Below are 20,528 nucleotides of genomic sequence, written 5' to 3'. Positions count from 1 at the left end.
TGCCCCGGAAGGTCGGCGTCATGAGCTCCGTGGACCTGCACGATGCCGCCGGGCTGGCCGCCGCCGATCGGGCGATGCTGCTGCCGTCGGTCGCGCTGGCCGGGGCCCAGGTGCGGGCCACCGCCGAGCAGGTGAGCGGCTTCGCCGACTTCGGCCGGCCGCGCGCGCTGGTCGTGGTCGGGGCGAACGCGGCGGTCGACACGGCGTTGCTGACCGCGCTGGTCGGCGATGCGCCGGCCCCCGTGGTCGCGGGTACCGCCCTGCCGCTGTGGGTCGGGCCGCTGGACATCGTGGTGGTGCTGGCCTCGCTGGTGGACGACATCGCCGCCGCGGAGGCGGCCGCGCTGGCCGTGCGTCGCGGGGCCCGGGTGATCGTGCGGGCGGCCGGGCACGGCCCGGTGGCGGAGGCGGCGGCCGGTGCCGACCTGCTGGAGCCGCCGGTCCCGGTGACCGAGGCGTTGGCCGGTCCGGCCCGGCTGGTCGTGCTGGCCGGGGTGGCGGCGGCGGCCGGCTTCGGCCGCCGCCCGGACTTCCTGGCGGCGGCCGACCAGCTCGACGCGCTGGCCGTGGCCTGCCACCCGTCGTCGGAGTTCTTCGTCAATCCTGCGCTCACGCTGGCCGAGCATCTGTCGGCCGGCACGCCGCTGATCGTGGGGACCGACCCGGTGGCCGACGCGCTGGCCGGTTACACGTGCCGCGCCCTGGCCACGCTGAGCGGGACCGCCGCGGCCGCGCTGCTGTCCTACCAGGCGGCCGGTTCGCCGCCGGTGCTGGCCAGCGCCGCCCGCACCGACGGGCCGGCCGGCACGTTCTACGACCCCTACCTCGACGGCGACGGCGACGAGGAGCCCGGGCAGACGGTGAGCAGCGTCCTGGTCGTCGGCCCGACGGCGCAGGGGGGGCCGGCGGGGACGGTCCCGTCCGGGGCCGGCCTGCTGCCCCTGGAGTCGCTGCCGGCGTTCGGGGCCGAGCCGGTCGATCCGGTCCGGCCGGCGGCCCCGCGGTCGCCGCTGGCCGCCGCGCTGCAGACGGCGTTGCCGCGGTCGCTGACCATCGGGCCGGAGGAGTTGCCGACCCGCGACGACGGCCCGACCGACCCGGACGCGCCGGTGCCGGTGCGGGACGCCTTCAGCTGGACCCTGGCGATGATGGCCCGGGTCGACTTCGCCGCCGTCTACCTGGGGCTGCGGTCCGGGGCGCGGGCCCCGCTGGACAGCCCGGACGGGCTGGGCCGGCCGGGCGGCGCCGCACTGCATCTGCCGGGCCGCGGCCGCGACCCGGGTCGCGGGGCGGCCGGCCGGGGGCCGTGGAACGAGAGGGAGTCCGGTTCGTGGAGTTGATGCGCAACCGGGTCCGGCCGTACGCGTGGGGGTCGCGAACGGCGATCGCCGAGTTGCTCGGCGAACCCAGCCCGGCCCCGCACCCGCAGGCCGAACTGTGGATCGGGGCCCACCCGGCGGATTCGTCGGTGCTGCTCGACCCCGACACCCCGGCGGCCGGGCCCGATGCGGGCGGCAGCCGGAGCCGGAGCGGGCGCGGCGACGACGGCGGCCGCCCCCTGGTCGAGGTGATCGCCGCGGACCCGGTCGGCACGATGGGCGAGCCGGTCCACCGGCGGTTCGGCGCCCGGCTGCCGTTCCTGCTCAAGGTGCTGGCGGCCGCCGAGCCGCTGTCGCTGCAGGCCCATCCGTCGTCGGCCCAGGCCGAGCGCGGGTTCGCGCTGGAGGAGGCCGCAGGCATCCCGCTCAGCTCGCCGCAGCGCAACTACCGGGACCGCTGGCACAAGCCGGAGCTGATCTGCGCGCTCACCGAGTTCGAGGCGCTGTGCGGGTTCCGCGAGCCGTCGCGGACGGTGCACCTGCTGGCCGCGCTCGAGGTGCCCGCGCTGGACCACTACCTGGGCCTGCTGTCCGGCCAGCCCGACGAGCACGGCACCCGGGCGCTGTTCTCCTCGCTGATCACGATCCCGCCGTCCACCCTCGGCCCGCTGCTGGCCGATGTGCTGGCGGCCTGCGTGCGGCGGGTGCAGCGCGGCGCGCAATTCAGCGACGAGTTCGCCGCCGAGTACCGCACCGCGCTGGCCCTGGGTGAGCGGTACCCGGGTGACCCGGGCGTGCTCGCCTCGCTGCTGCTGAACCGGATCACCCTGCAGCCCGGCCAGGCGCTCTACCTGCCGGGCGGCAACCTGCACGCCTACCTGGCCGGGGTCGGTATCGAGATCATGGCCAACTCGGACAACGTGCTGCGGGGCGGCCTGACGCCCAAGCACGTCGACGTCGGCGAGTTGATGAAGGTGCTGGACTTCAGTCCCGGCGACCAGCCGATCCTGCACGGCGACCCCGGGGCCCCCGGGGAGTGGGTCTACCGCACGCCGGCGCCCGAGTTCCGGCTGTCCCGGATCGAACCGGGGCCGGACCGGCTGGAGATCACCCACGCCGGCCCGCAGGTGTTGCTGGTCGTCGACGGGACGATCGAGGTGACCGACGGGCAGGGACGCACGGTGAGCGTGCCGCGCGGGCGGTCGGTGTGGATCGGCGCGCACGAGGGCCCGGTCCGGGTCGGCGGGTCCGGCACGGCGTTCCGGGCGACCGACGGCCTGAGCTGACGCCGGGGCCCCGTCCCGGTCGGCGGGTCCGGGTGCGTCACCCGTGATCACGTGCGTCCAGTTGCCGGTTTCGGCCCTCCTAGAGCGATCAAGAAGGGCGAAAACCGGCAACTCGATGGGGGTCGCGGAGTTTCGCTGCGTGACCGTCGGGTGACCGTTACGGTCGGCGGGTCCGCGCAGTGACAGGGGAGAGGGACCATCGTGTCGGTCTGGCGCACCAAGTCGGTCGAGCAGTCGATCAAGGACACCGACGAACCCGGGCACAAGCTCAAGCGGAGCCTGTCGGCCTGGGACCTGACGATCTTCGGGGTCGCCGTCGTCATCGGGGCCGGCATCTTCACGCTGACGGCGCGGGTCGCCGCGACCACCGCCGGTCCGGCGGTCTCGCTGTCGTTCGTGCTCGCCGCCGTCGCCTGCGGCCTGGCCGCCATGTGTTACGCCGAGTTCGCCTCGACGGTCCCGGTGGCCGGGTCGGCGTACACCTTCTCCTACGCAACGCTGGGCGAGCTGATCGCCTGGATCATCGGCTGGGACCTGGTGCTCGAACTGGCCCTGGGCGCCTCCGTGGTGGCCAAGGGCTGGTCGCTGTACCTGGGCAACCTGTTCACCCAGTTCGGCGGCTCGCTGCAGACCTCGATCGACCTCGGGCCGGTCGACTTCGACTGGGGCGCCGTGGTGATCGTCGCGCTGATCACCCTGGTGCTGATCCAGGGGGCCAAGCTCTCGGCCCGGGCCAACATGATCATCACCGCGATCAAGGTGTTCGTGGTGCTGCTGGTGATCGTGGTCGGATTCTTCTACTTCAAGGCGAGCAACCTCTCGCCCTTCGTCCCACCGTCCCAGCCGGCGGCGGAGGGCGGCAAGACCGGGTTGGAACAGCCGCTGCTGCAGCTGATCGTCGGCAGCGCCCCGTCCTCGTTCGGCTGGTTCGGGGTGCTGGCCGCGGCCTCGCTGGTGTTCTTCGCCTTCATCGGCTTCGACATCGTGGCGACCGCGGCCGAGGAGACCCGCAACCCGCGCAAGGACCTGCCGCGCGGCATCCTGGGCTCGCTGGCCCTCGTCACCGTGCTCTACGTGCTGGTCTCGCTCGTGCTGACCGGCATGGTGCCCTACGACCAGCTCGGGCCGGTGCTGCCCGACGGCACCCACGACGGCAACGCGGCCACCCTGGCCAGCGCCTTCTCCGCGGTCGGGGTGACCTGGGCGGCCAACGTGATCGCCATCGGCGCGCTGGCCGGGTTGACCACCGTCGTGCTGGTGCTGCTGCTGGGGCAGAGCCGGATCATCTTCGCGATGAGCCGCGACGGCCTGCTGCCGCGGGCGATCGGGACGGTCGACGAGAAGTCCGGGACGCCGTCCCGGATCACCGTCGGGGTCGGCGCCGTCGTCGCGGTGATCGCCGGGTTCTCCGAGATCGGTGTGCTGGAGGAGATGGTCAACGTCGGCACGCTGTTCGCCTTCATCCTGGTCTCGATCGGCGTCGTGGTGCTCCGCCGCACCCGCCCGGACCTGGAGCGGTCGTTCAAGGTGCCTCTGGTGCCACTGTTGCCCGTTCTCTCGGTGCTCGCCTGCCTCTGGCTGATGATCAACCTGACCGCGATCACCTGGATCCGGTTCCTGATCTGGATGGCCCTGGGGGTGCTGGTCTACTTCGCCTACGGCAAGCGGCACTCGCTCGTCGGCCGGCGGGCGGACGGCAGCCTCGGGTTCGCCGAGGAGGAGCTGCGTTCGACCTGGCGGGCCGAGGAGGAATCGGGCTGGGTCGATCGAGGGCGGGGCGCCGGGCCCCGGCCTGAACAGGACGGATCCGGCACCGACCAATCGGGCGGCCGATGACGGCGCACCGGCCGGGGGTGTTTGCCGCCCCGGCCGGGCCTGGGTAGGTTCGCAGGGGACCGAACGGACGGGGCGGCCCGGAGCGGGCGCCCACGCCGGTGTCCGGGGGCCGCAGGACCGCGGTGATTCGTGAGCACGGACATGTGACAGGAAAGAAGTGAGGCCGACGTGGCTCTTCCGCAACTGACCGACGAGCAGCGCGCCGCGGCCCTGGAGAAGGCGGCGGCCGCCCGCCGCGCCCGGGCCGAGCTCAAGGAGCGCCTCAAGCGGGGCGGGACCACCCTCAAGCAGGTGCTGATCGACGCCGAGACCGACGAGGCGCTGGCCAAGCTGAAGGTGTCCGCGCTGCTGGAGTCCCTGCCCGGGGTGGGCAAGGTCCGCGCCGCCCAGCTGATGGAGCAGTTCGACATCGCCCAGAGCCGCCGGGTCCGGGGGCTGGGCGAGCGCCAGCGCCAGGCCCTGCTCAACGAGTTCGGCTACTGACCCCGGCCGGCGGCCCCGTGAACGGGGACGCTCCCGACACCGTGAGCAGCACCGCGGATCGGGCCGTGGGCCGGATTGCGGGCCGAAGTGCGGGCCGGGGGCGGCTCTTCGTGCTGTCCGGGCCGTCCGGGGTCGGCAAGAGCACCGTGCTCCAACGGGTCCGGGAGCTGCTGCCCGGCCTGTGGTATTCGGTCTCGGCGACCACCCGGACGATGCGCCCGGGTGAGACGGACGGGGTGAACTACCACTTCGTCAGCCAGGAGCGGTTCCGCGAGCTCATCGAGGCCGGTCGCCTGCTGGAGCACGCGCACTTCGCCGGCAACTGGTACGGCACCCCGCGGGACCCGGTCGAGGACCGGCTGGCCGCGGGCGAGGACGTGCTGCTCGAGATCGAGGTCCAGGGTGCCCGCCAGGTCCGGGCGGCGCCGGGTCTCGGCCCGGAGGCCGTGCTGATCTTCCTCGCCCCGCCGTCGGTGGACGAACTGATCCGCCGGCTGGTCGGCCGGGGGACCGAGGACCCGGCCACCATCGAGGCCCGGTTGGCCGCGGCCCGGGACGAGCTGGCGGCCGAGACCGAGTTCGACCACACGGTGGTGAACACGAACGTCGGAGCGGCGGCCGCCGGCTTGGTACAGTTGATGACCGGGTCCCGGCCCGGCTCGCGCGTGCCCTGAGTTCGGGCGCGGCCGACGAGGGTCGCGGCGAGTGCACTCCCGGCTCCGGCCAGGAGTCTTCACGACAAACAGGAGCACCGCAGATGAGTTCTTCAGCCGATACCGGCGCGCCCACCGCGGCGTCCATCGCCGCCCAGGGCATCACCTACCCGCCGATCGACGAGCTGCTGACCCGCACCAGCTCCAAGTACGGCCTGTCCATCTACGCGGCCAAGCGCGCGCGGCAGATCAACGACTACTACGCCCAGCTGGGCGAGGGGCTGCTGGAGTACGTCGGCCCGCTGGTCGAGCCGCTGCCCAAGGAGAAGCCGCTGTCGATCGCGCTGCGCGAGATCAACGCCGGTCTGCTGACCCACACCGAGGGCGAATCGGCCTGATCACGCCGATCGGCCGGGAATCGGTGACGGAGTTGTCGGCGTCGTCCGGGTCCGTCCTCGCGCCTTCCGCCCGACCCCGCGTCGTCGTGGGGGTCGGTGGCGGCATCGCGGCGTACAAGGTCGGCGGTCTCGTCCGCGCGTTCACCGAGAGCGGGGCCGCGGTCACCGTGGTGCCCACCGCGGCCGCCCTCGGCTTCGTCGGGGCGGCCACCTGGGAGGCACTGTCCGGCCGGCCCGTCTCGACCGACGTCTTCACCGACGTCCCCGACGTCAAGCATGTGATGACCGGGCAGCGGGCCGACCTGGTGGTCATCGCCCCGGCCACCGCCGATCTGCTGGCCCGGGCCGCCGCCGGGCGGGCCGACGACCTGCTCACCGCGACGTTGCTGGTCACCCGCGCGCCCGTGCTGATGGCCCCCGCGATGCACACCGAGATGTGGACCCACCCCGCCACCGTGGCCAACGTCGCCACGCTGCGCGCGCGGGGCGTGACCGTCCTGGACCCGGCGACCGGCCGATTGACCGGCGCCGACACCGGCCCCGGCCGGCTGCCCGAGGTCGACCACATCCACGCCGTCGCCGCCCTGCTGCTGCGCGATCCCGCCGCCCTGCTCCGGGATCTGGCCGGCCGCCGGGTGGTGGTGTCCGCCGGCGGCACCCGCGAGCCTCTCGACCCGGTCCGGTTCCTGGGCAACCGCTCGTCCGGCCGGCAGGGGTACGCGCTGGCCCTGGTCGCGGCCGCCCGCGGCGCGCAGGTGACCCTCGTCTCGGCCAATGTCACGCTCGACCCCCCGCCGGGTGTCACCCGGGTCGAGGTCGGCGACGCGCGGGAGCTGGCCGCGGCGATGACCGAGCACGCCGCCGGCGCCGACGCCGTCGTCATGGCCGCCGCGGTGGCCGACTTCCGGCCCGTGCGGGCGGGGGCGGCCAAGATCAAGAAACGGCCGGGGCAGGCGCCGCCGGCGATCGAGCTCGTCGAGAACCCGGACATCCTGGCCACGCTGAGCCGGCCCGGGCCGGACCGGGCCCGGGTGGTCGTCGGCTTCGCCGCCGAGACCGGCGACGACACGGCAACCCCGCTCGACTACGGGAGGCAGAAGCTGGCCCGCAAGGGCTGCGACCTGCTCGTGGTCAACCGGGTCGACGAGGGCCGCGCGTTCGAGGTGGCCGACAACGCCGGCGTCATCCTGGCCGCCGACTCCTCGCCCCCGGTGGAGATCCCGCTGGGTCCCAAGACGGTCCTGGCGGCCGCCGTGTGCGACGAGCTCGCCCGGCGCCTGCCCGGCCGCGAACCCCCGAAATGACCGGTTCGGACCCGCGCAGCGCGTAGGGTTCGGCGCAATCGCGCCCCGGCCGACCTGCACCAATCCCTCTCACCCGCAACTAGGAGCAAACAGCCGTGACCTCCCGCCTGTTCACCTCGGAATCCGTCACCGAGGGGCACCCGGACAAGATCTGCGACGCGATCAGCGATTCGATCCTCGACGAGCTTCTGCGGCAGGACCCGGCCAGCCGGGTCGCCGTGGAGACGATGGTGACCACCGGGCAGGTGCACGTCGCCGGTGAGGTGACGACCAGCGCGTACGCCGACATCCCGGCCATCGTCCGGGACACCGTGCTGACCATCGGCTACGACTCCTCGGCCAAGGGCTTCGACGGCGCGTCCTGCGGCGTGAACGTCGCGATCGGCGCCCAGTCGCCGGACATCGCCCAGGGTGTCGACACCGCGTACGAGTCGCGGGTGGACGGCACCGTCGACCTGCTCGAGCAGCAGGGCGCCGGCGACCAGGGTCTGATGTTCGGATACGCCTGCACCGACACCCCCGAGCTGATGCCGCTGCCGATCGCGCTGGCCCACCGGCTCTCCCGCGGGCTGACCGGCGTCCGCAAGTCCGGCGCGGTGCCCTACCTGCGGCCCGACGGCAAGACCCAGGTCACCATCGAGTACGTCGGGGACAAGGCCGTGCGGCTGGACACCGTCGTGGTCTCGACCCAGCACGCCGAGAACATCGACCTGGAGCAGCTGCTGGCCGTCGACGTGCGCGAGCAGGTCGTCGAGCCCGAGCTGGCCGCGCTGGAGATCGACACCACCGGTTACCGCCTGCTGGTCAACCCGACCGGACGGTTCGTCATCGGCGGCCCCATGGGCGACGCCGGGCTGACCGGCCGCAAGATCATCGTCGACACCTACGGCGGCATGGCCCGGCACGGCGGCGGGGCGTTCTCCGGCAAGGACCCGTCGAAGGTGGATCGGTCCGCGGCCTACGCGATGCGGTGGGTGGCCAAGAACGTGGTGGCCGCAGGGCTGGCCGACCGGATCGAGGTCCAGGTCGCCTACGCCATCGGCAAGGCGTCCCCGGTCGGCCTGTTCGTCGAGACCTTCGGCACCGAGCAGGTCGATCCGGACAAGATCGCCGAGGCGATCAAGCAGGTGTTCGACCTGCGGCCGGCCGCGATCATCCGCGACCTCGACCTCAAGCGCCCGATCTACGCGCAGACCGCCGCCTACGGCCACTTCGGCCGCACCGACGTCGACCTGCCCTGGGAGAGCACCGAGCGCGCCGCCGACCTGAAGTCCGCCCTGGGCATCTAGGGGTCCGCCGAACAGTCCGGCTCCTCCAACGCGGCGCGGATCACTGGCCGTGTTTGTGACGGACGGGTCTCGGGTGCCGGGTCGCGGGCCGCGGGTCGCGGGTCTCGGGTCTCGGGTCTCGGGTCGCGGGTCGACGTGTTCGTCCGCGCCGGGGATGGCTGGGCGGCGCCGGTCCCGCGCGGATCAACAAGCGCGGCGCGGATCAACTGGTCAGGTTTGTGACGGACGGGTCGCGAGTCGACGAGTTCGTCCGCGCTGGGGTACCTGGGCGCCGATCCCGGCGACCGGGGCGCGAGACTGCGTGGTCGCCGGCGGTCCGGCGGTCCGGTGGTCCGGCGGTCCGGCCGTCCGGCGGTCCGGACGCCGGCCGCGGCTAGGTGTCGGCCGGGCTTGATATGCATGACGGGTGACCGCCCCACCCACCCGCCGTCCGGCGGCCGGCCCTCGGTCCCGCCCGACGGCGGGCGTCCGGACGCCGGCCGCGGCGCTGCCGGTGGCCCGGGTGCTGGTGGAGGTTCCGCTGGCCCATCTGGATCGGCCGTTCGACTACCTGGTCGATGCCCGGGACGACGCCGCCGCGCAGCCGGGCGTCCGGGTCAAGGTGCGCTTCGCCGGGCGGCAGGTCGGCGGTTTCCTGCTGGCCCGGGTGGCCGAGTCCGATCACACCGGTCAGCTCGGGTTCGTCGAACGGGTGATCTCGCCCGAACCGGTGCTGACCACCGAGGTCGTCGACCTGGCCCGCGCCGTCGCCGACCGGTATGCAGGAACGGTCGCCGACGTGGTGCGGTTGGCGGTGCCGCCCCGACACGCGCGGTCCGAGAAGCAACCGAGCCCCGGCCGGCCGCACCCGAAGGCACCGGGGCCGCCCGACCCGAACCCTCCGGTACCGGTCGAGCCGGAGTCGACGCCCGGTGCCGTACCGCCGCCCGGGACCGTCGTCGACGGCTCCGCGAAGCCGCGCACGACCGGTTCGTCGGCGCCGGGCGGCTCATCGTCGGACTCGACGCAGGCCGGGCCGGCCGTCCCCGGTTCGATGTCGCCCGCCGAGTCATCGCGCGGGTCGGCCGGGCCCGGACCGTTCGCCGACCAGATCCCCGACCGGCCGGTACCGGCCGACGGGGATCCGCCCGCCCCCGGCCGGTGGGCACAGGACTACCCGGCCGGCGCCGCCTTCTTCCGCGCGATCCGGCAGGGCCGGCCGGCTCGCGCGGTCTGGCAGGCGCTCCCCGGTGAGGACTGGCCGGCTCGCCTGGCCGAGGCGGCCGGGGCGGCCCGGTCGGCCGGCCGCGGCGCGCTGCTCATCGTTCCGGACGCCACCGATCTCGCCCGGCTCGATGCCGCACTCACCACCGTCCTCGGGCCGGACGTGCACGTCACCCTCGCCGCCGACCTCGGCCCGGCCGAGCGGTACCGCCGCTTCCTGGCCGTGCGCCGGGGGGAGCGCACCGTCGTCGCCGGCACGCGGGCGGCGGCCTTCGCGCCGGTGGCCGACCTCGGGCTGGTGGCCGTCTTCGACGACGGTGACGACCTGCTGGCCGAACCCCGCGCGCCCTATCCGCACGCCCGCGAGGTGCTGATGCTGCGCTCGGTGGCGCGGTCCTGTCCGATGCTGATCGGCGGCTTCGCCCGGACCGCGGAGGGCCAACTGCTGCTGGACAGCGGATGGGCCCAGGCGCTGGTGCCGCACCGGGCGCAGGTCCGGGCGCGCAGCCCATGGATCCGCGCGTCGGGGTCCGAGCACGTCACCGGGGCCGCGTCGGCCGCCGCGCACGCGCGCATCCCACCGGCCGCCTTCGACGCCGCCCGGTCGGCCCTGGGCCGCGGCGCGCCGGTGCTGGTCCAGGTGCCCCGGGCCGGGTACGTCCCGGGGGTCGCCTGCGAGCACTGCCGCCGCCCGGCCCGGTGCCGGCGCTGCCGTGGCCCGTTGCGCCTGGGCGAATCTGCCGGCCTGCTGCAGTGCCGGTGGTGCGGCACGAACGAGGCTCACTTCCGATGCGGGGCCTGCGGCGGATCCCGGGTGCGGGCGACCGCGGTCGGTGCCGGCCGGACGGCCGAGGAGATCGGGCGAGCATTCCCCGGGACACCGATCCTGACCTCGTCCGGGGCCGCCGGCCGCGCCGACGTGCCCGACGCGCCGGCCATCGTGGTGGCCACCCCGGGGTCGGAGCCGGTCGCGCCCACCGGCTACGGCGCCGCCCTGTTGCTCGACGGCCGGCTGCTGCTCGGCCGGCCGGACCTACGGGCGGCCGAGGAGACGCTGCGCCGCTGGATGGGTGCGGCCGCCCTGGTCCGCCCGCACCGGGAGGGTGGCCAGGTGGTGGTCGCGGTCGAGTCCGCCCTGCCGACCGTCCAGGCGCTCATCCGGTGGGATCCGGCCGGGCACGCCGAGACCGAGCTGTCCGCCCGCCGGGAACTGGGCTTCCCACCGGCGGTCGCGATGGCTGCCATCGACGGGACCCAGAGCGCCACGATGGACGCGCTGGACCGGCTCCAGCTCCCGCCGGACGCCGAGGTCCTCGGGCCGGTTCCGCTGGAGGACGCCGACCGCCCCGAGGCCGATCTGGACGACGGCGGGGCGGACGCCAGCGGGGACCTGTTGCTCGGCCTGGATCCCGGACTCCCGGCCGGCACGCGGCTGCGCACCCTGGTTCGGGTGCCGCTGGCTCACCGCAAGGCCCTCTGCGCCTCGCTGCAGGCCCTGGCCGCCGGCCGGTCCGCCCGCAAGCTCGGCGGCGGTCTGCGCATCACCCTGGACCCGGCCGAGCTGATCTAACGGTCTGCTGACCGATCCGGCTCCCCCCTCGCCGGCTTGCCTCCAGGACACCCGTCCCGTGCTCGATGGTGGCCTCCTGCGCTCGACCACCGCGAGCGCGAGCGGGTCGTCGCTCCGGCCTTGATCTCCGGCAGGCCTGGTCGAGTGAAGGTTCGTGCCCGGTGAGCGGGTGCCGGTCTTCGTTCGGCTAGGTCCCCGGGCACGGGTGGGCCTTCATCCCGTGGGGTCGTCGGTCGAGTGAAGGCGCGTGCCCGCTGCGCGGGTGCTGGTCTTCGTTCGGTTGGGTCCCCGGGCACGGGTGGACCTTCATCCCGTGGGGTCGTTGGTCGAGTGAAGGCCCCTGCCCGCTCAGCGAGTGCTGGTCTTCGCTCGGGCCGGGGGCGGGGTTCGGTGGGCCTTCGTCCGTGGGGTCGCGGGCCGAGTGAAGGGGCGTACTCGCTCAGCGGGTGCTGGTCTTCGCTCGGGCCGGGGGCGGGGTTCGGTCGGGCGTTGATCCTTGGTGGTCGCGGGTCGAGTGAAGGCGCGTGCCCGCTGTGCGAGTACTGGTCTTCGCTGGGGCCGGGGGGCCGGTTTCGGTGGGCCTTCGTCCGTGGGGTCGCGGGTCGAGTGCAGGCGCGTACCCGCTCAGCGAGTGCTGGTCTTCGCTGGGGCCGGGGCGGGGTTCGGTGGGCCTTCGTCCGGGGGTCCCGGGTCGAGTGAAGGCGCGTACCCGCTCAGCGAGTGCTGGTCTTCCCTCGAGCCGGGCATCCACTGCTGGGCACCGTGGACCGGCCGGTCACCCGGGGCTTCCGGACTGCTGCGGAAGGTCGTGACCCTCGTTCCGTCCCAGGCGGTTCCGCAACTCGGCCCGGACGGCCGGCCACTCGTCGCGCAGGATCGAGAACACGACGGTGTCCCGGAAGGTGAAGTCGGCCCGCGCCTGGTGGCGGCGCAGCACACCCTCCCGGACCGCCCCCAGCCGGGCGATCGCCGCCTGCGAGCGCGTGTTGAGCACGTCGGTCTGGATCTTGACCCGGCCGAACCGGCAGTCGTCGAAGGCGTGGGCCAGCAGCAGCAGCTTGCATTCGGGGTTGACCGCCGAACCCCACACGGCGGGCGCGTAGGCCGTCCAGCCCAGGTGCACCCGTTCGTCCGCCGGCGAGGCGTCACCCAGCGACGAGGTGCCCACGATGGTCCCGGCCGCTCCGAGGGGCCCGTCGGCGACCAGCCGGACCACGTACACCGCGGACCGCCGGGGATCGGCCAGGGCCGCCGACCACCAGCGGCCGAAGGCGAGCAGATCCTTCGGCCGGCCCAGCGGTCCGCCGCCGAAGCCGCCGGCGTACACCCGCGGGTCGTCCAGCGCGGCGAACAGCCCGGCGGCGTCCCCGGGCCGTCCGGCATCCAGCCGCACGACGTCGCCGACCAGCCACCGGCCGTCCGGTACGACCGCCACCATCGCCTCACCCTTCTCCGCCCGGCCCGGCCCACGCCGCTGTCCGTCCCGGCCCACGCCGCTGCTCGGCCTGGCCGACGCCGCTACCCGGCCTGGCCGACGCCGCCGCCCGGCTCACGCCGCCGCCCGGCCTGGCTGATCCAACCGCCCGGCCTGGCCCACTCCCGCTGCTCGGTTCCCGGGCCGACAGGCCGTCCGTAGACTTGTCGGGCCGCGGACGACCACGGCAGATCATCCCGCACTCCGATCGACCCCGGCACGGCCCGGGGCCGGCCCGCCGTCAGGATCGGCCCGGTAGGAAGGCACGCAGCTGCGCATCGTCTACGCCGGCACCCCGGATCCCGCGGTGCCCTCGCTGTCCGCCCTGCTGGAGTCCCGGCACGAGGTGCTCGCCGTCGTGACCCGGCCGCCGGCGCCGCGCGGCCGGGGTCGCGCGCTGCAGCCGTCCCCGGTCGGCGCGCTGGCCGCCGAGGCGGGCCTCCCGGTGCTCACCCCGCGTTCGGCCAGGGACCCGGAGTTCGCCGCCCGGCTCCGCGAGCTCGCGCCGGACGCCGCGGCCGTCGTCGCCTACGGCGCGCTGCTGCCGCAGGCCGTCCTGGACATCCCGCCTCACGGCTGGGTCAACCTGCACTTCAGCCTGCTCCCGGCCTGGCGCGGCGCCGCGCCGGTCCAGGCGGCGATCCGGGCGGGCGACGACATCACCGGCGCGACTACCTTCCGGCTCGAGGCCGGCATGGACACCGGGCCGGTCTACGGACTGATCACCGAACGGATCCGGCCCGACGACACCGCCGGCGACCTGCTCGACCGGCTCGCCGGCGCCGGGTCCCGGCTGCTGGTGGCCACCCTCGACGGGATCGCCGACGGCACGGTCGAGGCCCGGCCGCAACCGGCCGACGGCGTCTCCTACGCCGGCAAGGTCACGGTCGACGATGCCCGGATCGACTGGTCCCTGCCCGCGGCCGCTCTCGACCGGACGATCCGTGCGCTGACCCCGGACCCCGGCGCGTGGACCGGGTCCCCGTGGGGGCGGCTCGTCCTCGGACCGGTCCGGCCGGCCGGCCCGAGCGACCTGGCGCCGGGGGAGCTGCGGGCCGGCAAGCGGGACGTGCTGGTGGGCACGGCGACCGAGGCGGTCCGGCTCAGCCGGGTCACCGCGCCGGGCCGCAAGCCGATGGACGCGGCCGACTGGGCTCGCGGGGCCCGTCCGGAACCCGGAACGGTACTGGCGTGAACGGCCCCCGACGCGGGTGCCGGGCGCACCACCGACGCCGGGCCGACAGAATCATGATCACGACGACGACCGCCGGGCCGACCGGCGAGACCGGGACGGTGCCGGCATGAACAACCCCCGACCGCGACGCCCTGCCGGCGGCCGCCCGTTCAAACCCGGCCGGGGTGGTGGCTCCCGGCCATCCGGCCCGCCCCGGCGCCCGCCGACGCGCCGGCCGCCGGTGGTCGACCCGGCCCGGGAGGCCGCGCTCGACGTGCTCGGCGCGGTCCGGTCCCGCGGCGCCTACGCCAACCTGGCGCTGCCGCCGATCCTGCGCGAGCGCGGGCTGTACGGCCGGGACGCCGCCCTGGCCACCGAGCTGACCTACGGGACCTGCCGGGCGCTCGGTCAGCTGGACGCGATCATCGGCACCTGTGGAGACCGGGCGTTCGAGGATCTGGACGGGGTCGTCATCGACGCGCTGCGGCTGGGCGCCTACCAGCTGCTGCACACCCGCATCCCGCCGCACGCGGCCGTGTCCTCGGTGGTCGAGCTGGTCCGGGCCGGGGAACGGCCGGGGGCCGCCGGGTACGTCAACGCCGTGCTGCGCCGGGTCGCCGAGGCGGATCTGGACACCTGGATCGACCGCATCGCCCCCCCGGTGAGCAGCGACCCGCTGGGCCGGCTGGCCATGGCCACGGCCCACCCCCGCTGGATCGTCGCCGCCTACCGGGACCGGCTGGCGGCCGACACCCCGGCCGACCCTTCGGTCGACCCCTCGGTCGTCGGCGCGGCCGATGCCCCGGCCGACACTCCGGACGACCCTCCGGTCGTCAGCGCGGCCGACACCGCGGCCGACACCGCGGCCGACGCCCCGGCCGACATTCCGGACGCCCCCACGGCCGGTGCTGCGGACGAGCCGCCGACGAGCGCGGATCCGGCCATCGTGCCGCCGGCCAGCAAGGACACGGCGGACGATCCGCGGTCATCCGACGCCGCCGGGTCCGCCGCCGCCGGGTCCGCCGCCGGCCCGTCCGCCGCCGGCCCCTCGCATGCCGACCCGTCGGACCCCGCGATGGACGCGACCGCTCCGGACCCGGGTACCGAACCGGGGCCGCCTGCCGCCGGCGACCCGCAGCCGACCGGCGAGCACACCGGTGAACGCACCGACGAAGGCACCAGCGACAAGCCCGCGCACCGCCCGGCCGGGCCGGATGCCCGGACCGAGCCGGCGGCGGAGAACGGGCCGCCCGCGGAGCACCGACCGCAGCCGGAGGACGGTGGCCGGCCGGCCGCAGGTCCCGAGGACGAGCTGGTCGCCGCGCTGCGGGCCGACGACGCGCCTCCCGCGGTGCACCTGGTGGCCCGGCCCGGCCGGATCGGGCGGGACGAGCTGGTCGAGCAGTCCGGCGGTGTCGCCGCGCGGTACTCGCCGTACGGCGTCTACCTGACCGGCGGCGACCCGGGTGCGATCGCGGCCGTGGCCGACGGGCGGGCGGCGGTCCAGGACGAGGGTTCGCAGCTGGTCGCGGTCGCGCTGGCGACCGCCGATCTGGCGGGGCCGGACGAGCGGTGGCTGGATCTGACCGCGGGGCCCGGCGGCAAGGCCGGGCTGCTCGGCGCGCTCGCCGCGGCCCGGGGCGCCCGGCTGGACGCGGTCGAGCAGTCCCCGCACCGGGCCGACCTGGTGCGGCGCACGACCGAGGGCCTGCCGGTCACCGTGCACACCGCGGACGGCCGCGCCTCCGGCCTGCCGGCCGGCGCGTTCGACCGGGTGCTGCTGGACGCCCCGTGCACCGGCCTGGGCGCGTTGCGCCGGCGGCCGGAGGCGCGCTGGCGGCGCCGGCCGAGCGACGTCGCCGATCTGGTCGAGCTGCAGCAGGAACTGCTGCGGGCGGCCGCTGACCACGTCCGGGTGGGCGGGGTGATCGGCTATGTCACCTGCTCGCCCCACCTGGCGGAGACCCTCGGCGTGATCGGCCGGGCGCCCGCCGGCCTGGAGCTCGTCGACGCCCGACCGTTCCTGCCGGGCGTACCCGACCTCGGTCCCGGCCCGACCGTGCAGCTGTGGCCGCACCGCCAGGGGACCGACGGGATGTTCCTGGCCCTGCTCCGACGGACGGGCTGACCGGACGCGCCCGGGCTGATCCGGCGCCCACGGGCCGGTGGTGGCGCGCCCGGGCCTGTGGCGGTGCTCACGATGCCGTACCGGTGAGTGGAACGACGAGCGCCACAAGGCGGCGGTGCCGCGCGATGCTGAGGCGGTCGACGACGACCGAACCGCCGAGGTCCATGCCGGACCCGCCCGACGGCCGGGGCGGATCGGACCGGGAGACGAAGCGTGCCCGCGACCCACGCCGGGTCACGGGCACGCTCGATACCGCTATGCAGGTCCGGGCCGGGTCGGCCCGGGATCCGATCAGCCGAAGAGGCTGATCACCGCGGTCAGGGCCATGGCGGCCAGACCGACGAGGGCGGCGAGCCGGTACGGCTTGCCGAGCTCACGGGGGTTGATCTCCTGGGTGTTCATGCTGATTCCTTCCGGTTGTGGTTGCACTCTGGTTCCGGACCGATCGAACGCCGGCCGGGTCCTCCCGACCGGGGTTCCGGCATCGTTGCGGGGCCCCACGAACCGGTGACGCCTCGTGCGGCATCACCGGAACCCATTGTGCCAAACGGGTCGATCCGGAAATGCGTGAACGGCTGTGAACAAGGTCGTTCCGGTGGTCGCGCAACCCGCCGCGGCGCGCGCCATCATCCCAGGTCACAACGGGTGTTGAGGCGCCGGGACCGGCGGCGAGCAGTCGGATCAGGCCGGACGCAGGCCGCTTCCGATCACGGAAGTGTGAAGTGGATCATGGAATTGGTTGGTCCGAACGAGTGAAACGGGTAGCCCTTTCGGGACCGATGGGCCGATGGGTCGGTGGTCCGTGAGCCCTCCCCGACCTCGATAGGCTCCTGCGCTGTGACCGTCTTGATCGCGCCGAGCATCCTGAACGCCGATTTCGCGCACCTGGCCGACGAGATCGCCGCCGTCGCCGGTGCCGACTGGCTGCACGTGGACGTCATGGACAACCATTTCGTCCCGAACCTGACCCTCGGCCTTCCGGTCGTCGAGTCCATCCGCCGGGTCACCGACCTGCCGCTGGACTGCCACCTGATGATCGAGAACCCGGACCGGTGGGCGATCGGCTACGCCGAGGCCGGAGCCGCCAACGTCACCGTGCACGCCGAGGCGGTGGCCGATCCCGTGCGCACGGCGGCCGCCATCCGCGACGCCGGGGCCCGGGCGGGTCTGAGCCTCAAGCCCGGGACGCCGATCGAGGACTGGGTCGACGTGCTCAAGCACTTCGACACGCTGCTGGTGATGACCGTCGAGCCCGGGTTCGGCGGCCAGTCCTTCATGGCCGACATGATGGGCAAGGTGCGCACCGCCCGCCGGCTCGTCGACGCCGGTGAGCTGTCGGTGGTCGTCGAGGTGGACGGCGGGATCGGCCCGGACACGATCGAGATCGCGGCCGAGGCCGGGGCGGACTGCTTCGTCGCCGGGTCGGCGGTCTACTCGGCGGCCGATCCGGCCCTGGCCGTGGCGCGCCTGCGGGCCGCCGCGCAGCGGGCGGCCGCCACCCGGTAGGACGAGCGGTTCCACCGGTGGTGGAACTATGGACACGGCACCGGCGGCACAGTGGCCGCCGGGGATGCCCCGCACGCGACGGAACGAGGAGAGCCCCGGATGTTCACCGGCATTGTCGAGGAGCGCGGTCGGATCGTCGACGTGCACCTGGACGGATCCGACGCCGGCACCGCACCGGGCTCGGCCCGGCTGACCGTGCACGGGCCGAAGGTCACGTCCGACGTCGGGCACGGCGACTCGATCGCGGTGTCCGGGGTCTGCCTGACCGTGGTCGAGCGCGACGGCGACACCTTCACCGTCGACGTCATGGCCGAGACGCTGCGCCGGACCACCGTCGGGGCGCTCGCCGCCGGCGACGAGGTCAACCTGGAGCGGTCGGTCACCCCAACGACCCGGCTCGGCGGGCACATCGTCCAGGGTCACGTCGACGGCACCGGCACCGTGGTGCGGCGGACCGAACATCCCGCCTACGACGAGATCCGCATCCGCACCTCCGCCGAGCTGGGCCGGTACCTGGCGGCCAAGGGCTCGGTGGCCGTCGACGGCATCTCGCTGACCGTCATCGACGTCGTCGACCTGGACGGCGGCAGCAGCGACGAGGGTGCCGAGTTCGGGATCGGCATCATCCCGGAGACCCGGACGGCCACCACGCTCGGTGCGGCCAGGGCCGGCACCGTGGTGAACCTCGAGGTCGACGTGATGGCCAAGTACGCCGAACGGCTGCTCACGGCCGGGACGAGGAAGCGGGAGACGGCATGACCACGTCCAGCGGCGGGCCCGAGGCCGGGGAACGGGCGCAGGTGCCGGTCGAGGTCGGCTACGCCGGGATCCATGTCGGCGACGCCCGGGACGCCGCGGAGGCCGCCCGCCGGATCCGGTCGGCCCGGGTCGCGGGCGACCCCGCGGAGGCCGGCCGGGATCTCGATGACGACCGGCTCGTCGGCTACGCCGGCATCCCGTCCGGCGACATCGATCCGACCCCGCCCCGGGACTGGGACCCGAACCGGCCCAAGACCGAGACCGGTTTCGACACCATCGAGTTCGCCATCGCCGAGATCGCCGCCGGGCGGGCCGTCGTCGTGGTCGACGACGAGGACCGGGAGAACGAGGGCGACCTGATCTACGCGGCCGAGCTGGCCACGACCGAGTTGACCGCCTTCACGATCCGCTATTCCTCGGGTGTGATCTGCGTCGGGCTCACCGGCGAGGCCTGTGACCGGCTCGACCTGCCGCCGATGTACCACCGCAACCAGGACCGCAAGTCGACCGCGTTCACCGTCAGCGTCGACGCCCGGGAGGGCGTGAGCACCGGGATCTCGGCCGCCGAGCGGACCCGCACGGTGCGGCTGCTGGCCGACCCGGCGGCCACCGACGAGGACCTGTCGCGGCCCGGCCACGTCTTCCCCCTGCGGGCCCGCGACGGCGGGGTGCTCGTCCGGCCCGGTCACACCGAGGCGGCCGTCGACCTGGCCCGGCTGGCCGGGCTGCAGCCGGCCGGCGCGCTCTGCGAGATCGTCCGCGACGACGGTTCCATGGCCCGGCTGCCGGACCTGAAGGTGTTCGCGCGGCGGCACCGGCTCGCGCTCATCTCCATCGCCGACCTCATCGCCTACCGCCGCCGGCAGGAGGTGCAGATCCGCAAGGTCGCCGACGCGCGGCTGCCGTTGCCGCAGGGGGTGTTCCGGGCCGTCGGCTACCAGAGCACGGTGACCGGCCGCGAGCTCGTCGCGCTGGTCATGGGCGACATCGGCGACGGGGAGGACGTCCTGGTCCGGGTGCACTCCGAGTGCCTGACCGGCGACGTCCTCGGCTCGCTGCGGTGCGACTGCGGCCCCCAGCTGCACGCCGCGCTGGACGCGGTCGCCGCCGAGGGGCGGGGGGTCGTGCTGTACATCCGGGGCCACGAGGGCCGGGGCATCGGCCTGCTGGGCAAGCTGCGGGCCTACGAGCTGCAGGACGCCGGCGCCGACACGGTCGATGCGAACCTGCAGCTGGGCCTGCCGGCGGACGCCCGCGAGTACGGCACCGGCGCGCAGGTGCTGGCCGACCTGGGCATCCGTTCGATGCGGCTGCTGACCAACAATCCGGCCAAGCGGGCCGGGCTGGAGGGCTACGGGCTCTCCGTCGTCGGCCGCGTCGGGTTGCCGGTGCACGCCAACCCGGAGAACCTGCGCTACCTGACGACCAAGCGGGACCGGATGGGTCACGAGCTCGACGGGTTGGACGTGCTGTACGGCGAGGGCCACGCATGAGAGGACGAGGGACGGTCAAATGAGCGGTGACGGGCGGCCGGAGCTGGAGATTCCCGACGCGGCGGGACTGCGGGTCGGCATCGTGGCGACGACGTGGCACGGGGACATCACGGACACCCTGCTGGAGCGGGCGGTCTGGCTGGCCACCCAGGCCGGCGCGACGACGCCGACCGTGGTGCGGGTCCCCGGGGCCATCGAGATCCCGGTGGTGGCACAGGCTCTGGCCACCAATCACGACGCGGTGTGCGCGCTGGGGGTGGTCATCCGCGGCAGCACCCCGCACTTCGACTACGTCTGCGACTCGGTGACCGCCGGGCTGACCCGGGTCGCCCTCGACTCCGGGGTGCCGGTCGGCAACGGGGTGCTCACCTGCAACACCCACAAGCAGGCGGTCGACCGGGCCGGCGGTCCCGGTGCGTCGGAGGACAAGGGCGCCGAGTCGATGTCCGCGGCCCTGGCCACCGCCCTGGTGCTGCGCGGCCTGCGCGGGGCCGGTGGACGGATGGGCTTCGCCCCGGCCGCCGGGCGGGCATGACCGGCCCGGCCGGCGGGCCGCCGGGCGATCCGCTGGACCCGCCCGCCCCGGACCGATCCGCACCCGTGTTGTTGCAGGTCCGGCCGCGCAAGATCACCATCCTGGCCGCGATCGCCGC

General features: G+C 74.7%; 16 protein-coding genes. 15 read left to right on the top strand and 1 reads right to left on the bottom strand.

Features of this window, described 5'->3' with window-relative positions:
- The first annotated feature begins 20 nt into the window (after positions 1-20).
- From ACOJUF_RS24005 to ACOJUF_RS23965, 9 genes are all read left to right on the top strand, one after another.
- Positions 21-1,340, top strand: a complete 1,320-nt coding sequence (locus ACOJUF_RS24005) for a hypothetical protein (RefSeq protein ID WP_420124322.1) — start codon at positions 21-23, stop codon at positions 1,338-1,340.
- A complete protein-coding gene (manA, locus tag ACOJUF_RS24000; protein WP_420124327.1) occupies positions 1,340-2,605 on the top strand; it encodes a mannose-6-phosphate isomerase, class I in 1,266 nt (421 codons plus the stop codon). The genes ACOJUF_RS24005 and manA overlap by 1 nt, the downstream gene beginning before the upstream one ends.
- A 201-nt stretch (positions 2,606-2,806) precedes the next feature.
- Complete coding sequence (locus ACOJUF_RS23995) at positions 2,807-4,441, top strand: amino acid permease (protein WP_420124321.1); 1,635 nt, start codon at positions 2,807-2,809, stop codon at positions 4,439-4,441.
- A gap of 168 nt (positions 4,442-4,609) precedes the next feature.
- Positions 4,610-4,924 (top strand): integration host factor, actinobacterial type, encoded by a 315-nt coding sequence (gene mihF / locus ACOJUF_RS23990; RefSeq protein WP_420124320.1) that lies wholly within the window; start codon positions 4,610-4,612, stop codon positions 4,922-4,924.
- 65 nt (positions 4,925-4,989) lie between these two features.
- The gene (gene gmk, locus ACOJUF_RS23985) at positions 4,990-5,598 is read left to right on the top strand and encodes a guanylate kinase (protein WP_420124326.1); all 609 of its coding nucleotides are present in this window, start codon (positions 4,990-4,992) and stop codon (positions 5,596-5,598) included.
- A gap of 83 nt (positions 5,599-5,681) precedes the next feature.
- Positions 5,682-5,975 (top strand): DNA-directed RNA polymerase subunit omega, encoded by a 294-nt coding sequence (gene rpoZ, locus ACOJUF_RS23980; protein ID WP_420124319.1) that lies wholly within the window; start codon positions 5,682-5,684, stop codon positions 5,973-5,975.
- Between the two features lie 32 nt (positions 5,976-6,007).
- Positions 6,008-7,279 (top strand): bifunctional phosphopantothenoylcysteine decarboxylase/phosphopantothenate--cysteine ligase CoaBC, encoded by a 1,272-nt coding sequence (gene coaBC / locus ACOJUF_RS23975; protein WP_420124325.1) that lies wholly within the window; start codon positions 6,008-6,010, stop codon positions 7,277-7,279.
- A 95-nt stretch (positions 7,280-7,374) separates the two neighbouring features.
- Positions 7,375-8,568: a methionine adenosyltransferase gene (metK, locus tag ACOJUF_RS23970; protein ID WP_420124318.1), complete on the top strand. Its 1,194-nt coding sequence runs from the start codon at positions 7,375-7,377 to the stop codon at positions 8,566-8,568.
- A gap of 406 nt (positions 8,569-8,974) precedes the next feature.
- Positions 8,975-11,341 carry a primosomal protein N' gene (locus ACOJUF_RS23965; protein ID WP_420124317.1) on the top strand — a complete coding sequence of 789 codons (2,367 nt, stop codon included), beginning with the start codon at positions 8,975-8,977 and terminating at the stop codon, positions 11,339-11,341.
- 775 nt (positions 11,342-12,116) lie between these two features.
- Here the strand turns inward: ACOJUF_RS23965 and ACOJUF_RS23960 are convergent.
- Positions 12,117-12,779 carry a GNAT family N-acetyltransferase gene (locus ACOJUF_RS23960; protein WP_420124316.1) on the bottom strand — a complete coding sequence of 221 codons (663 nt, stop codon included), beginning with the start codon at positions 12,777-12,779 and terminating at the stop codon, positions 12,117-12,119.
- 307 nt (positions 12,780-13,086) lie between these two features.
- Between ACOJUF_RS23960 and fmt the strand changes: the two genes are divergently transcribed.
- The 6 genes from fmt to ribH all read left to right on the top strand — a co-directional run bounded on the left by fmt (position 13,087) and on the right by ribH (position 20,410).
- Positions 13,087-14,010, top strand: a complete 924-nt coding sequence (gene fmt / locus ACOJUF_RS23955; protein WP_420124324.1) for a methionyl-tRNA formyltransferase — start codon at positions 13,087-13,089, stop codon at positions 14,008-14,010.
- Positions 14,011-14,230: 220 nt separating this feature from the next.
- Positions 14,231-16,117, top strand: a complete 1,887-nt coding sequence (locus tag ACOJUF_RS23950; RefSeq protein WP_420124315.1) for a transcription antitermination factor NusB — start codon at positions 14,231-14,233, stop codon at positions 16,115-16,117.
- A gap of 846 nt (positions 16,118-16,963) precedes the next feature.
- Positions 16,964-17,623, top strand: coding sequence for a ribulose-phosphate 3-epimerase (rpe, locus tag ACOJUF_RS23945; protein WP_420124323.1), 660 nt, complete (start codon positions 16,964-16,966; stop codon positions 17,621-17,623).
- Between the two features lie 99 nt (positions 17,624-17,722).
- A complete protein-coding gene (locus tag ACOJUF_RS23940; RefSeq protein WP_420124314.1) occupies positions 17,723-18,382 on the top strand; it encodes a riboflavin synthase in 660 nt (219 codons plus the stop codon).
- A complete protein-coding gene (locus tag ACOJUF_RS23935; protein WP_420124313.1) occupies positions 18,379-19,875 on the top strand; it encodes a bifunctional 3,4-dihydroxy-2-butanone-4-phosphate synthase/GTP cyclohydrolase II in 1,497 nt (498 codons plus the stop codon). Before ACOJUF_RS23940 ends, ACOJUF_RS23935 begins: the two co-directional genes overlap by 4 nt.
- A 19-nt stretch (positions 19,876-19,894) precedes the next feature.
- On the top strand, positions 19,895-20,410 hold the full coding sequence (gene ribH / locus ACOJUF_RS23930; protein ID WP_420124312.1) for a 6,7-dimethyl-8-ribityllumazine synthase: 516 nt from the start codon (positions 19,895-19,897) through the stop codon (positions 20,408-20,410).
- Positions 20,411-20,528 lie beyond the last annotated feature (118 nt).

It is taken from the genome of Nakamurella sp. (genome assembly GCF_048594475.1).
GTDB lineage: Bacteria > Actinomycetota > Actinomycetes > Mycobacteriales > Nakamurellaceae > Nakamurella.
The sequence above is the reverse complement of the archived record's forward strand: the minus strand, read 5'-3'. Positions and strand labels throughout refer to the sequence as shown.